We start from the raw sequence: 14322 nt of genomic DNA, 5'->3' as shown, positions 1-14322 counted from the left end.
CTTGAGCCCTAACGCCCGACTCACCGAGCAGATTTTTGATGGCGGATTTTGTGCATGTTTTTGCACAAAAGGTGACAACGGAAATTTGTCCGGTGAAGCCTCTTGTTATGCTTAACCTCGCATAGTCTTATAGCCTTCTTCAACCTTATTTAAAGCAGAACGAAGCCACTTTTCAAAAACATCTACTTCAATGTTTGAACCAAACACGATAAAAACCACATTATCTGAAAAGCGAACAATTTGCGGCTTTAGTTCACACTCATATTTTGAGTTTACTCTTTGAAGCCAATCATCGCCCATAACGCAGCGCATTGAAAAATTATTATCATCTCTATCGTAGGATAAGTCAGCCACTTCAAAACTTCGTTCACTACCTTGGTCTTCAAGTGCTGACACTAATACTTTTAACATATTTCCACCAAAGCTAATTTTCTGTAGGAGCATAACACTATGTTGAAGAGACCCTTCGGTCCGTTAAACATTTTTTAAATGTGATTACCGCCATAAAGGCACACCTCTTTTAGAGAACCTGACATAAGATCGCTAATGTCTTTTGCAAACTGTGCTATGTGATGATTTCTAGCCTTTAGTTCACCGGATACTTTTAAAATCCCTTCAGGCCTGCAATCTGAGCCAGGAGGTTCGGCTAATGTAATATGAACGCCAACAGTTCCATTAAGTTTACTTCGGTCTAATGGGTAAACTCGAATGCAAAAACGCTCTAAATATTCCGTACCATCACTTTTACTTTGGATTCCTAATAGTTCGGCGGTACCTTCCATAGATTCGCTCAGCGATAGCAAATCTGAACAGAAATCACTTACTTCACTGTTATTATGCCAGCATTCTCCAAAACCAGAAAAACCATCAATATATAAGTTGCCTCTAAGAGCAACTGTATAGTCTTCTCTATCTGCAGTTATGACTAATTTACTTTCCATACTCATAGTACATTTAACGCTGCCAACAGTGGCCGAGCGTAGCGAGGTCCAGCGCACTCAGTGCGCCATGCTGCTTGGCCTTGTTATGTGTTTTTAAGAATGCCAAATTTTGCATCTGTATCTGGTTTAAATGAAGTAAAGCTACCATCTTTATTTTCAATGTAAATTCTTGCGCACTCGTAGCATTGATAAATAAGACGCTGGAACTTTACTGATGCATCCCAAGGCGACATTCCATTCTCAACTTTCTCGCACATATCTTCCCAACTTTCATCGGGTACGAAATGGGCTTTGTTTTCTTGGTAGTCTGTATTGTCATGAATTACAGCCCCGCACTCACATCGTAACTTCACTGGCCATCCTTAGTCGATTACACATAACAGTATGTTGAACAGACCCTTCGGTCCGTTAAACATTTTTTAGCTCGATGGGGATAAATTGATTTTTCACAAAGATCATAGTGTTGGCCCACTCCTTTGGTCACTAGAAATAACAAAACAGGAATTAGTATCTGTTTATCATCCTTTTTCGATTATTTATAATTACAACTTTTTCACTTTTAATCAATTCTTTAAATAACTGAAAAGGGTATTTTTATGGGGTGATATATGGACTAATAGAAAAAATCCAAATCATCCTCAACATCTGCTGGCAGAGTAAAAATGGCAAAGTCAATGGATTCATCAAAAGTTTGTCTTTCAACCTTTAAAGGTTCAACTGGACTCATGGTGATTGTGAGTTAAGTTACTCAAACCAATTATCATGGAATAATCACCGAATCACTAATCCTCAAAAAGTAAGAGTAAAATAATTACGTATTTATGATCGTATTAGTAGGTTTAATACATTATATTCATTTATTTATGCAATATTATGGTCGTATTTTCATTACAATCCACTGTTATTAAATGGTTATATATTCGTTTTATGGATTGCCCTACAATTTAGCCTTACTTCGCTATACCTCATTTTATTTTCTATCTGGCGGTCATCCATCATCAATTGAACGAGCAACATTATTTTATCGACTTACTGTAAAGCAATTAAATACAGTGGCTGCAATTAGAACTCTGTGTTTATCAGGATTAGATGGAAATGCGCGTTATCAATTGAGGTTATTGCATGAAAATTCGCTTTTGTGGGTTCGTCTACTATACGACAATCAAGCTTTAAGTGAGTATCAAGCAGCAATATCACCTGAGCTCTCGAATGCATTTTGGCATCAGTACATATCAAAAGGCAAAAATGAAAAGTGGCTGAAAAAAGAATTAAACGACAAGAACATTTTCTGGTTGGGTGGATATGAGACAGCAATCAATGAAATGAAACTTAAAATTTCTACCACTGCTCATCCATCTTTCTTTCAATCTTGTCTGGAATCAATTGAAGATATTCAAAGTTTTGAAACTGGGGCTGATAGCTTTATTATGAGTCCGCCCACAAAGGCATCGCATCTGACACTATCAATGACTATATTAAATGCAGCTATCCCTTTTTCAGTTCAACCTTCACCGTCTTATGAACTAAATACAAGCGATTTAAGGACAGGAGTAAATTTATATCCTCCATATAAGGACGTCATAGACTGGGACGCATACAATCAGAAAATGCGTGAAATGTTTTCAAGATTATTTCTTGCATCGATCCTTTTCATAGAAAAGTTGCGATAACAATCAAGTCCATAGGTTAGCCCGTAGGTTGGGTTGAAGCATGAAACCCAACAAACACGCCTCAAATATCTAAACACCTCTCAAAACAAGACAATGTTGGGTTTCGTTATCACTCAACCCAACCTACAATAATGGTTACTTTTTGTTTCACATGGATGGTGAACAATGCAATATCGACGAGCCTTTGTGCCCGGTGGCACATTTTTCTTTACGGTCAATCTATTGGAACGACGTAAAACGTTATTAACGGATAATATCGATCTGTTAAAACAATCTTTCCAACACGTTAAACAAGCTCATCCATTTAATATCGATGCGATTGTTATCTTGCCCGAACATTTGCATACCATCTGGACCTTACCTGAAACTGATACCGGTTTTGCAATGCGGTGGCGATTAATAAAATCGACATTTTCGAGGGGCTTACCCAAGGATGAACATATCAACAAAACTCGTCACTCGAAAAATGAACGCGGTATCTGGCAACGTCGATATTGGGAACACTTAATTCGCGATGAAAAAGATTATATGAACCATGTGGATTATATTCACTACAATCCGGTCAAACATGGTTATGTCGATAAAGCCATTGATTGGCCTTATTCCAGCATTCATAAATTTATTCATAACGGCATGATTGATAAACACTGGGGATATGATGAGAAGATTGGTATGAAAGCTTTTGGTGAGAGAACTTGAGTTTTTATCCCGTCCTAGACATGTTGGGTTTCGCTACCGCTCTACCCAACCTACTAATAAACATTCATATCCTTCGTAGGTTGGGTTGAAGCATGAAACCCAACAAAACACCGCTTAAAACTTCAAAAAGTTGGGTTTCGCTATCGCTCAACCCAACCTATGGAACTCATTGTCTGATTTCTACAGGCACACCTTTGTAGGCTGGCGTCAGAGAATTTTTTTCGTGATAGGACAATGGAACCAGAGGATTGAGTTCAGGATAATAGCCGGCTACTGTGCCATCAGGTAGATCATAGGCCGTAACTTTCAGTCCATCGACCTGACGCAGATTGCCATCTTCTATCTGAGTATACAGGCTGACTATTTGCCCTTCCTGCAAGCCAAGGCGTGCCATTTCTTCGCGATTGATCAATACGATTTCGCGACTACCTTCCAAACCACGCAGCCGATCAGAAAAGCCGTAAATGGTGGTGTTGAACTGATCGTTGGAACGCAATGTAATTAGGGTAAAGCCATTCTCACCGCTGGGATGCTGCCCCAGTGAGGTAAGTGTTGTTGGTGGGGTAAATTGTGCTTTGCCACTTTCGGTTTTCCATTTTCTTTCACGGGCCGGATTGCCACGATAGAAGCCACCAGGCTGCATCATTCTGTTGTTGAAGTCACTAAAATCATCAGGGAAGGTCTCAGCAATCAGATCACGGATCAGATCGTAGTTGGCAACCCAGTCATCCCAGCGGAGTTTGGGGTTGGAAGGTAATGTCGCCTTCGCGATACCTGCCACAATCGCTGTCTCGGAGCGGACTTGATCACTGGGTGGCTCTGCCGCGCCAATCGAGGCATAAATATGACTGAACGTGTCTTCCATAGAAACAGCTTGTGGCCCACTTTGCTGCTGATCAATATCGGTACGCCCCAGACAAGGCAGAATATAACTGACTTTACCCGGTATAAGATGTGATCGATTAGGCTTGGTGGTGATATGTACTGTCAGATCCAGATTTGACCAGCCGTTTTCCAAACGCTCACGATCAGGCAAAGCCCGTAACAGATTTCCCCCCAATGAGACCATAGCCTTGATGCTGCCATCCAACACGCCTTCACTGGCTTCAACAATATTCTTTCCATTTTCCGTCGGTGCATCTATACCGAATAACTCATGTAATTTGTCAGCTGGCATATGTGCAGATTTTTCGCCTATACCGACGGTCCGCTGTCCTTGCACATTGGAATGCCCACGTACAGGCGAAATACCAGCACCGAGGCGACCTATATTGCCCCGCATCAGTAGCAGATTGCAGAACATCCCCAGATTGAGCCAGCCATCAACATGCTGCGTCAGTCCCATACCATAGATACCGATAACCTTTTTTGCCTGACAATATATCTCGGCTGCTTCTTCAATCATGGTACGAGTTAAACCAGATTGTGCTTCGATATCTGACCAATCAAATGCGTTGACCTTTTCTACGGTTTCGTCAAAACCTGTTGTCTCAGCAGCAATAAAATCCTGATCCAGGATGGTGCCAGGGGCAGCTTCTTCACGTGCCAGCATATATTTCATCATGCCTGCGATAACGGCAATGTCACCGCCAGGTTTCACTTGATAGTATTTGTTGGAGATCTCGGTGGGGTTATTGGTGAGCATCTGCACGATATTCTGTGGCTCAACGAATTCAATCAGCCCCCGTTCACGTACAGGGTTGAAGGTAACAATTTTGCAGCCGCGTTCAACAGCATCTTTGAGGATATGCATAAAGCGTGGAGAGTTGGTGCCGGTATTCTGTCCAAAAAAGAAAATGGCATCACAATGTTCGAAGTCTTCCAGTGTACAGGTGCCAACGGGTGTACCGACAAAGCTCTTGAGGTTCACACTGGTCGTTTCGTGACACATATTGGATGACTGTGGCAGATTCTGATGCCCCATTGCCCGCGCAAAAAGGGCATAGAGATAGGACGCTTCCAAGCCGGCATGACCACTAGCATAAAAAACGGCTTGCTTCGGGTTCATCGCAGCAAGCTTTTTACCAATATCCTGTATTGCCTCATCCCAACTGACCGACACATAGCGGTCGCGTTTCGTATCATAGCGAAGCGGTTCAGTTAACCTGCCCGCTTTTTCCAGCTCATGGTCGTGCCAGGTTTTTAATTCAGTAACGCTATATTGCTCAAAGAAGTTTGAATCTGCCTTTTTCTCATCCAACTCCCGTAAGGTTGCTTTGGCACCATTTTCACAAAACTCGAATGTTGACGGATTCGCAGGTTTAGCCCAAGCACATGAACTGCACATCACCCCACCGGGCTTATTAAGCCTGGAAAGAATTTTCGCTGCAACGGTAGAACCATGGACCTCGCCGAAGATTCGAGATACACCACGCAGCGATCCCCACCCACCTGCTGGGCCTTTGTTATAGCTTGTATTGGGGTCCTGTTCTGTAGGGGAATGATCGTTTTTAGTGCTCGAGTTTGTCATGCTTTCTCCTAAGCTGTTTCGCCATCAGAATAATATTGAGCAAGCAGGAAACCGATTTCGAGTGCAGAAAGCCTAATCATCAGACTCCAGAAAATCGTGCTTCCATTATCGGATAATTAGTTTGGTTATTTTGTGAGTTAATAGTTCCAATGGATGTAAAGGCGTCTAGCTCAGGCTGTTGCCCAAAGTTTATTTAAACTTAAAGCCCTTATTCTCAAGAAACGCTTTCATGTGGGGACGCATTGGTTTACTCATCATCGTGGCTATCTGGTGTGTCCAAGTCTCATCACGGGCACCGCTGGAACGATTTTGATAGTAGGCTTTGCACGTCTCGTTGTACTGTTCCAGTTCTGACTTATCTTGCTGGTATGATTCTTCTTTCAAAATGACATCGACAGGTAACCTTGGCTTTTGCTCGGGCGATGCTGACGGATAACCAAGACACATTCCGAACACAGGATAAACTTGCTCAGGAAGTTTAAGTAGCTCAGATACTTGTTCCGGATTATTACGTATACCACCGATAAAAACACCGCCAAGACCGAACGATTCTGCTGCAATCATCGCATTTTGTGCGGCCAAACTGACATCCACAGTGGCGATAATGAATTGTTCAGTATATCCAGACACCATTTCCTGACTTTCATAATCACAAGCCGCCTGACTACGTTTGAGATCGGCACAAAAAACTAAAAATACCGGACTGGTTTCCACCCAACTTTGCGAACCGGCGAGCTCTGCAATTTGCTGACGTGTTTGTTTATTTCTGACACGAATAACGGTGTATGCCTGGATGAAGTTAGATGTGGCGGACCAGCCTGCTGCCTCAATAATCTCACGCACCACATCATCACTTACTGGCTCCGGCGTGAATTCTCGAATTGAACGATGATTTTTCAGCAATGCGATAGTGTCGTTCATATATAAAGGTTTCCCCTAAAGCGTTTTATCAATTGATCAGCGATGGCATGAAGCTCTTAGTTGAGAGAAATGGCGTTTTATTCCATACAACTCGTCTTGAGTTTTGCTCCCTACCGTAAGCAATCTATATGTCAGTCTGATTGAGGCATTTCTTTTTGAATGACTCAGCCCAATTTTTCTTCTTGGTGATAGCGTATTATTCGCTCCACCTCATTTTTAGATCCCAAAATAACAGGCACACGTTGATGTAGATCTGTTGGTTTGATGTCCATAATTCGCTGATAGCCTGTAGTGCTCAGCCCACCGGCTTGCTCAACAATAAAACTCATCGGGTTGGCTTCATACATCAGGCGTAGTTTGCCACTTGAGTTCGCCGATTTAGTATCGAGCGGATATAGAAAAACACCACCACGAATTAAAATTCGATAAACATCTGACACCATGGACGCAACCCAACGCATATTGAAGTTCTTTTCTCTGTCACCATCAACACCTTGAATACATTCATCAATATAGCGTTGAACAGAGCTTTCCCAGAACCGTTGATTAGAAATATTCACCGCAAATTCAGCGGCATCCTCTGGAATAGTCATATCAGGATGAGTCAAAACAAACTCATCAATCTCACTATCCAGGGTAAAACCGTTTACACCATTACCCGTAGTGAGAATCATCATGGTTGTGGGTCCATACACACAAAAACCTGCACAGATTTGTTCTGTACCAGCTTGCAAAAAGTCATCTGACCTTACCTCGCGGCTGGCATCCGTACAGCGTAATATTGAAAAGATAGTCCCTACAGAGATATTAATATCAATATTGGATGAACCATCCAGTGGATCAAAAGCAATAAGATATTTCCCCTTGGGAAGATGTTCGGGAATCTGAATAATATCTTCGATTTCCTCAGATATCATCGCTGCCAGGTGTCCATGATGATTAAGCTGTTCAACCATCACATCATTGGTGATGATGTCGAGTTTTTTCTGGACTTCGCCTTGTACATTTTCAGACGCGCTCGCACCACCTATTCCAGTGATCGCACTGCGATTTACCAGATGAGCAATCTTTTTACAGGCACTGGCTATATCAGCAATAAGACCTGATAAGTCGTCGCTGTTTGAATCAGTCTTATTCTGCTGCTCATTAATAAATTGATTTATCGATTTTCCAATAGATGACATAAATGTCTCCTGTCAATTCGGCTTATATTGATGACGCTACCGCTTCCGACTTGAACCTCTAATCACACACTCACCTGATAGCATAAGGCGACGTAGAGGCGCATTCGGTGATTCAATACGTTGAATAACCGCTGAAACAGCTTCTTTTCCCATCATTTCAACGGGTTGACGAATAACGGTAATCCCCGGATCCACTAATGATGACCACGGCTCATCATCAAAACCGGCAATGGCGATATCATCGGGAATTTGTAATCCTGTCGCTCTTGCAGCCATCAAGGCTGAACGGGTAAAAAGACTGTTACTGAGGATAATGGCATCTGGCCTGTCAGGGGATGCAAACCATGCTTCAAGCTCTTTTTGAGCAACAATAGCGGTGGATGGCAGACTTTTGACTTCAGGCTTGAGACCGAGAGAATGGATAGCGTCTATATATCCCTCTTTTCGTTGCTCACCAGTAATACTTGTAGCGCCAAATAAACCGCCAATACGCTGATATCCTTGGCTGTGCAGATGAGTAACAAGCTCTTTAGCCGCGGTTTGGTTATCCATGACAATCACATCGAATTTTTCTTTATCTCTAGCCCGATCAATCAGCACTAAAGGGAAGTCAAAACTCCATTTGCTCAGCGACTTCAATCCTTGAGCTGTGGGGGCGACAATCAATCCGGAAACGCGTTCTTCTTGCATAAATCTGAGATACATTTCTTCACGTTCAGGATCTTCACCGGTGTTACAAAACATGACTCGCATGCCAGCCTTATAGGCGGCAGATTCTACAGCTTGAGTGATGGCTGTAAAAAAAGGATTGACCAGATCGGCTACGATCAAGCCAATAGTCTCAGTACGGTTTGAACGTAAGCGTCTTGCTGCCATATTAGGACGATATCCTGTGGCCTTGACAGCGTTTAGTACTTTTTCTCGTACTTTATCGCTAACCGAACCTCCTCCTAATACCCTAGAAACTGAAGCTGGTGACACACCAGCTATTTTCGCTACATCTTTAATTCCGACAGCCATATAAGAAAACGTTTCCAATTTAGTTGAAACAACAAAACCAATATATATCAGTACTTGATTAAGACATTACCATATATTAAAAAGCTATTCCATCAAATAATTTGACATTTATTATGAAAACGTTTTCAATGCAACAAAACAGAAATATATGTTCACGTAAACATAAAAAGCGTGGCGTAAATAGAGAGGAGAAAAACGATGCTTGTAACGAAGCAAACGAATGGCGAGCTAGATCTTGTTCAAATAGTCCAGCTCAACGTCAGCGCTACCGACAAAGAAACCGTTATCGAACAAGCAACACAGCTACTGGTGGAGAATAACTGTGTTGATCCCGCTTTCGCACAAAGTATGAAACAACGTGAAACACGCGCTAATACCTTCCTTGGCAGAGGTATCGCCATTCCACATGGTATCGCTGAAGATCGGCATCTGATAAAACAAGATGCCGTCGCGATACTTCAAATTCCTCAGGGTGTGGAATGGAACCCAGGTCAGACAGCTTATATGGTGGTGGCTATTGCCGCTCAAACTGATGGGCATATTACATTACTGCAAACCTTAACCGGCCTGCTACAAAACGACGAACAACTTCAACAATTGTTTAAAACGGATGATGAACAGCTAATCGTCACCTCACTGAATAACTCCAGTGAAGAAACTGAAGAGAACGAAGTCTTGCCGGACTTTGCAAAAAAAATCGAATGGACGCTGGATTACCCTAATGGATTACACGCTCGCCCAGCCACAAAATGGATTGAAACCGCTCGACAATTCCATTCGTCAATTCGCATTCGTCATGCTGATAAAACGGCTGATGCAAAAAATTTAATTGCACTACTTCGCTTGGGAGTGCGGCAAGGTGCCTCACTTATTGTCTCTGCTGAGGGAGCTGATGCTGATAAAGCATTGTCAGTAATGCATACGCTGATGAAAAGCCTCTCCGCTCAAGAAAAAGCGGATGCAGAACTGGCATTAAAACGACAAAAATCAAGTCCCTCCTGGCAAGCAAGAGAAGATTTAGCGGCCATCATTGGTGCCTCGGCAGCCCCTGGCATGGTGGTTGGGCAAGTTTACCGAAAAATAACACACACTCTCGAGGTCCCTGATGAAACAGGATCACTCTCTGATAATGCATCAAGACTTCATAGAGCTCTGAAAGAAACAAAAGCACAGCTACAAATTCTCTCGCAAGAGACTGAGCAACAACTCGGAAAACAAGAAGCTAAAATATTCTTGGCACATATCGAGTTATTAAACGATACCGATCTCATTACGCTTGTCTGTCAGATAATGGCAGATGGTCATGGTGTTGCCTGGGCGTGGAATACCGGTGTTGAGCGTATGGCAAACCGCCTGTCTGCACTTGGTAACCCTGTTTTAGCTGCTAGAGCCACTGATCTCAAAGATGTTGGCAACAGAGTCTTATTTCACATCGCCCCTGAACTATCAAACACCACCGAGACAGCTTGTCCCGATCATCCATACATACTCATTAGTGATGATCTCACCCCCTCAGATACAGCCGCTCTGGACATCACTAAAGTGATTGGTTTAGCGACATCAGAGGGTGGCCCCACCTCTCATACCGCTATCCTGGCAAGAACATTAGGCTTACCTGCTTTGGTTGGTGGTGGTCATGGCTTACTGGATATTGCTAATGGCTCGCAGGTTATTCTTGATGGTACAGCAGGACGTATTTATATCGATCCGAATGATGATGATATAAATTCAGCACAGGAGTGGATAACAAAACTTCAAGCTCAACAGGCAAAAGATGCTGAAACCCGCCAACTGCCTGCGAAAACCACAGATGGTACTCACATTCTCATCGGTGCCAATATCAATCTACCCGATCAAGTAGCAGAAGCGATATCTGAAGGAGCAGAAGGTGTTGGCTTGATGCGTACTGAGTTTTTATATCTTGAACGAAATGATGAGCCCTCTGAAGACGAGCAGTACGAAACTTACCTTGCCATGAGCAAGAATTTAGAAGGCCGGGAGCTGATTGTTCGTACACTTGATATTGGCGGTGATAAACAAGCACCACAACTCGCCTTACCTCAAGAAGATAATCCGTTTTTAGGTGTGCGAGGTTCTCGACTACTGCTTCGACGTGCTGATTTGCTCCAGCCACAACTCCGTGCACTTTACCGTGCACTGAAAGACGGAGCCAAATTATCAATCATGTTTCCAATGGTCACCTCAGTGACTGAGTTTTTAAAGCTACGGGCGATCTGTGAAGATGTACGGGAATCAATGGCTGCGCCAAGCTGCCCGATAGGCGTCATGATTGAAGTACCGGCAGCAGCACTTGAAGCTAAGACATTGGCCAAAAATGCCGACTTCTTCTCTATCGGTACCAATGATTTAACTCAATATTGTCTCGCAATGGATCGACAGAATCCGACATTGGCTGCTGAAGCGGATAGCCTGCACCCTGCCGTTCTCAAACTTATCAAGCTAACGGTTGATGGCGCTAAGGATCACAATTGCTGGGTTGGTGCCTGTGGTGGTATTGCCGGGGATCCGCACGGTGCAGCCATTCTGTCCGGACTGGGTGTGACCGAATTATCCATGTCACCACTTGATATTCCCGCTGTCAAAGCCCGCCTTCGCCAAAGTTCAATGGATGAACTTAAAGCATTAGCACAAAAAGCTCTCGAAGCCGAAACCTCAGAAGCGGTTCGTCAGCTTAAGGGGGGTGAATAATGATACATCCGGTAACGACTGTGACTCTTAATCCTGCTATCGATCAAACCCTGGAAGTCGATCACTTGACAGTTGATCAGGTTAACCGTGTAGATAGCGCTTGTTCGAATGCAGGTGGTAAAGGTATCAATGTTGCCTCATGCCTGGCGGATTGGGGTATTTACGTTTGTGCCTCCGGCCTGCTTGGTAATGATAATTCAGAACTTTTTACCAGGCTTTTTAAACAGAAAAAAATTCGCGATAACTTTGTTCGTTTTGACGGAGAAACCAGAACAAACATCAAGATCGTCAATAAAACGAGCGGTGGAACGACAGATCTGAATATGTCTGGTCAGAACATATCCCAAGTCTATCTGGACAGGCTTTTGCAAAGACTGAGTGCAATCGAAAATGGATCTATCCTGGTGTTATCAGGAAGCCTGCCTCCGGGCTGTCCCGAAGATTTTTACACTCATTTAATGCAGGAACTGGCCCCAAAAAATTTACGTATTATTGTCGATACCAGTGGCCCGGCTCTGTCTTCGATTCTGACAAGTCACGCCCCTGCTCCTTTTATGATTAAACCTAACTTACACGAACTTGAAACCTATGTAGGTAGGGACTTAAAAGAAACCAGTGACATCATTCATGCCGCTCAAGAACTCACTAATCGTGGTATAGAAAAGGTCATTGTCTCCTTAGGTTCTGAGGGATCATTCTTTTTCTCTAATAAAGAAGCGCTTCATGCTCTCCCTCCCAAAATAAGCAGTGCAAGTTCTGTAGGCGCGGGTGATGCAATGGTCGCCGGCCTGGTTGCTGCCGCTCTGGATGATCTTAATGTAGAAGAAATGGCAAAACTAGCAACGGCTTTCGCTGTAGGCAAATTAGAGCTGCACGGCCCCAACCTACCGTCGAAAGAGCGCATTAACGCTTTGGCAAAATCCGTTACAACAAGCCATATAAATAATTAAATCAGAGCCTTACACCAAAAAAGGTTACAGGAGAGATTAAAATGTCAAAACTACTCATCATCGTCGATGATAAACATAAAGAAACACACGCGCTTCTTGCCGCTGAAGTATTAAGAAAAGCGGCTTCAGAACTCAAGCATTCATTTTGTATTGAAGTGCGAACCCCTCAAGGCGTAATCACCGACATAACGCCAGCCATGCTCAATGATGCGGAATCTCTGCTTCTGGTAGGTGATGTTGAAATAGATGACCCAACTCTTGCTAATCTACCAACAATCACAGTGAGTATTAATGAGGTACTGGATACCCCATCTAAGGTACTGGAGCGATTATCAAAAAGCACTGATAGCTCGCCCCAAACAGGGAAAAAAATCGTTGCCATCACCTCTTGTCCAACGGGTATCGCTCATACATTTATGGCTGCTGAGGGCTTACAGCTGGGCGCGAAGAATCTGGGTTATGAGATAAAGGTCGAAACACAAGGTTCTGTAGGTGCCAGAAATGAATTGACTGCTGAAGAAATCGACTCGGCTGACTTAGTTATTATCGCTGCAGATACGACAGTAGACACATCGAGATTTCAAGGCAAACCCCTCTTCAAATCCGGTACAAAACCTGCTATCGCTGATGGTGCCAAGCTGATAGAAAAAGCCTTTAACGAAGCTTCTGCCAGAAGCACAGCAGAAGTCAGTAAAAATGAAACGACGGCAAAGCAAGATAATAAAAAAGGGTTTGCAGGTGCATACAAGCACTTGATGACAGGTGTGTCTTTCATGCTTCCTTTTGTCGTGGCAGGCGGAATACTCATCGCTATCTCGTTTGCCCTAGGCGGTATCTATGCTTATCAAGAGGATAATGCCGGGACCCTCTCCTATGCGCTATACCAAATTGGCGCAAAAGGCGCTTTTGTACTTATGGTGCCAGCGATTGCTGGTTACATATCATTTTCAATTGCAGACCGACCAGGACTCACTCCCGGTATGGTGGGTGGTTTACTGGCCGCTAATCTTGGTGCCGGTTTTCTCGGTGGTATTGTCGCCGGTTATATGGCTGGCTATATCACTGTCGCCCTTAATAAAGGAATCCAACTTCCTAAAAGCCTTGATGGCCTCAAGCCGGTACTCATACTTCCAGTGCTTACAACCATGATCACAGGGCTTTTGATGTATTTCGTTATTGCCGCGCCGGTAGCTGAAATCATGTCTGGTTTGAAAGATTGGCTTCAGGGAATGCAAGCTGGTAGTGCCGTATTTTTAGGATTGCTATTGGGTGGCATGATGGCATTTGATATGGGCGGTCCTGTCAACAAAGCTGCTTATGCCTTCGCCACAGGCCTTGTCACCAGCGATGTATTTGCACCTATGGCTGCCGTGATGGCAGGAGGAATGACACCACCTCTTGGTTTGGCATTAGCAACAAAGTTATTTCCTAAGAAATTTAATAAAGAGGAATATGAGGCTGGCAACGCAGCAGCTGTGCTCGGTGTAGCGTTCGTCACTGAAGGTGCGATTCCCTATGCTGCTCGCGATCCTTTCCGTGTTATTCCTGCTTTGATCCTCGGTTCTGCAACTGCAGGGGCAATATCTATGGCTGTAGGTGTAGAACTTAAAGTGCCTCATGGTGGCATTTTTGTATTAGGTATTCCGAATGCAGTCACCCATGTAGGGATGTATGCATTAGCAATAGCTGTCGGGAGCGTTATTACGACGCTTTGCCTATTTCTTACGAAAAAAAATATCTGAATGATGTAAACCATAG

Annotated in this window: 12 protein-coding genes; 5 read left to right on the top strand and 7 right to left on the bottom strand. The window is 43.6% G+C overall.

The genetic code is table 11. The features are described 5' to 3' along the window. Positions 1-111: 111 nt before the first annotated feature. The 3 genes from B2248_RS01545 to B2248_RS01535 all read right to left on the bottom strand — a co-directional run bounded on the left by B2248_RS01545 (position 112) and on the right by B2248_RS01535 (position 1294). Positions 112-411, bottom strand: a complete 300-nt coding sequence (locus B2248_RS01545) for a hypothetical protein (protein ID WP_273181379.1) — start codon at positions 409-411, stop codon at positions 112-114. A 74-nt stretch (positions 412-485) separates the two neighbouring features. Further along, on the bottom strand, positions 486-941 hold the full coding sequence (locus B2248_RS01540; RefSeq protein ID WP_273181381.1) for a hypothetical protein: 456 nt from the start codon (positions 939-941) through the stop codon (positions 486-488). An 83-nt stretch (positions 942-1024) separates the two neighbouring features. Next, positions 1025-1294, bottom strand: a complete 270-nt coding sequence (locus B2248_RS01535) for a hypothetical protein (RefSeq protein ID WP_273181383.1) — start codon at positions 1292-1294, stop codon at positions 1025-1027. Between the two features lie 555 nt (positions 1295-1849). On the opposite strand from B2248_RS01535, the gene B2248_RS01530 reads away from it, so the two are divergent. Both B2248_RS01530 and B2248_RS01525 read left to right on the top strand, forming a co-directional pair. Continuing rightward, positions 1850-2611 (top strand): hypothetical protein, encoded by a 762-nt coding sequence (locus B2248_RS01530; protein ID WP_273181385.1) that lies wholly within the window; start codon positions 1850-1852, stop codon positions 2609-2611. A gap of 165 nt (positions 2612-2776) precedes the next feature. Then, on the top strand, positions 2777-3310 hold the full coding sequence (locus B2248_RS01525; protein ID WP_273181387.1) for an REP-associated tyrosine transposase: 534 nt from the start codon (positions 2777-2779) through the stop codon (positions 3308-3310). Positions 3311-3476: 166 nt separating this feature from the next. Here B2248_RS01525 and B2248_RS01520 read toward each other — a convergent pair whose 3' ends face one another. From B2248_RS01520 to B2248_RS01505, 4 genes are all read right to left on the bottom strand, one after another. After that, a complete protein-coding gene (locus tag B2248_RS01520; protein WP_273181390.1) occupies positions 3477-5780 on the bottom strand; it encodes an FdhF/YdeP family oxidoreductase in 2304 nt (767 codons plus the stop codon). A 189-nt stretch (positions 5781-5969) separates the two neighbouring features. Continuing rightward, positions 5970-6701, bottom strand: a complete 732-nt coding sequence (gene nfsA / locus B2248_RS01515; RefSeq protein WP_273181392.1) for an oxygen-insensitive NADPH nitroreductase — start codon at positions 6699-6701, stop codon at positions 5970-5972. Between the two features lie 164 nt (positions 6702-6865). Further along, a complete protein-coding gene (locus B2248_RS01510) occupies positions 6866-7885 on the bottom strand; it encodes a class 1 fructose-bisphosphatase (RefSeq protein WP_273181394.1) in 1020 nt (339 codons plus the stop codon). A 36-nt stretch (positions 7886-7921) separates the two neighbouring features. After that, a complete protein-coding gene (locus B2248_RS01505) occupies positions 7922-8905 on the bottom strand; it encodes a LacI family DNA-binding transcriptional regulator (protein WP_273181395.1) in 984 nt (327 codons plus the stop codon). Positions 8906-9103: 198 nt separating this feature from the next. Here B2248_RS01505 and ptsP point away from each other — a divergent pair, with 198 nt between their 5' ends. Genes ptsP through B2248_RS01485 form a run of 3 tightly spaced genes read left to right on the top strand, consistent with a single transcriptional unit; the run spans position 9104 to position 14306 of the window. Continuing rightward, entirely contained in the window at positions 9104-11614 is a 2511-nt protein-coding gene (gene ptsP, locus B2248_RS01500) for a phosphoenolpyruvate--protein phosphotransferase (protein WP_273181396.1), read from the top strand. Continuing rightward, positions 11614-12564, top strand: a complete 951-nt coding sequence (gene pfkB, locus B2248_RS01495; RefSeq protein WP_273181398.1) for a 1-phosphofructokinase — start codon at positions 11614-11616, stop codon at positions 12562-12564. Before ptsP ends, pfkB begins: the two co-directional genes overlap by 1 nt. Before the next feature lie 41 nt (positions 12565-12605). Next, positions 12606-14306 (top strand): fructose-specific PTS transporter subunit EIIC, encoded by a 1701-nt coding sequence (locus B2248_RS01485; protein WP_349676125.1) that lies wholly within the window; start codon positions 12606-12608, stop codon positions 14304-14306. The last annotated feature ends 16 nt before the right edge of the window (positions 14307-14322 follow it).

Origin of the sequence: Methylophaga sp. UBA2012 (assembly GCF_002335235.1) — a bacterium.
Classification (GTDB): Bacteria; Pseudomonadota; Gammaproteobacteria; order Nitrosococcales; family Methylophagaceae; genus Methylophaga; species Methylophaga thalassica.
Note: the sequence above shows the minus strand (reverse complement) of the source record. Positions and strands in the feature narration are given on the sequence as shown.

Coding starts and splice junctions, on each gene's coding strand:
- B2248_RS01520 (WP_273181390.1), bottom strand. CDS start 5,780: ATGACAAACTCGAGCACTAAAAACGATCATTCCCCTACAGAACAGGAC.
- B2248_RS01540 (WP_273181381.1), bottom strand. CDS start 941: ATGGAAAGTAAATTAGTCATAACTGCAGATAGAGAAGACTATACAGTT.
- B2248_RS01485 (WP_349676125.1), top strand. CDS start 12,606: ATGTCAAAACTACTCATCATCGTCGATGATAAACATAAAGAAACACAC.
- B2248_RS01510 (WP_273181394.1), bottom strand. CDS start 7,885: ATGTCATCTATTGGAAAATCGATAAATCAATTTATTAATGAGCAGCAG.
- B2248_RS01505 (WP_273181395.1), bottom strand. CDS start 8,905: ATGGCTGTCGGAATTAAAGATGTAGCGAAAATAGCTGGTGTGTCACCA.
- ptsP (WP_273181396.1), top strand. CDS start 9,104: ATGCTTGTAACGAAGCAAACGAATGGCGAGCTAGATCTTGTTCAAATA.
- B2248_RS01545 (WP_273181379.1), bottom strand. CDS start 411: ATGTTAAAAGTATTAGTGTCAGCACTTGAAGACCAAGGTAGTGAACGA.
- B2248_RS01530 (WP_273181385.1), top strand. CDS start 1,850: ATGGTTATATATTCGTTTTATGGATTGCCCTACAATTTAGCCTTACTT.
- B2248_RS01525 (WP_273181387.1), top strand. CDS start 2,777: ATGCAATATCGACGAGCCTTTGTGCCCGGTGGCACATTTTTCTTTACG.
- pfkB (WP_273181398.1), top strand. CDS start 11,614: ATGATACATCCGGTAACGACTGTGACTCTTAATCCTGCTATCGATCAA.
- nfsA (WP_273181392.1), bottom strand. CDS start 6,701: ATGAACGACACTATCGCATTGCTGAAAAATCATCGTTCAATTCGAGAA.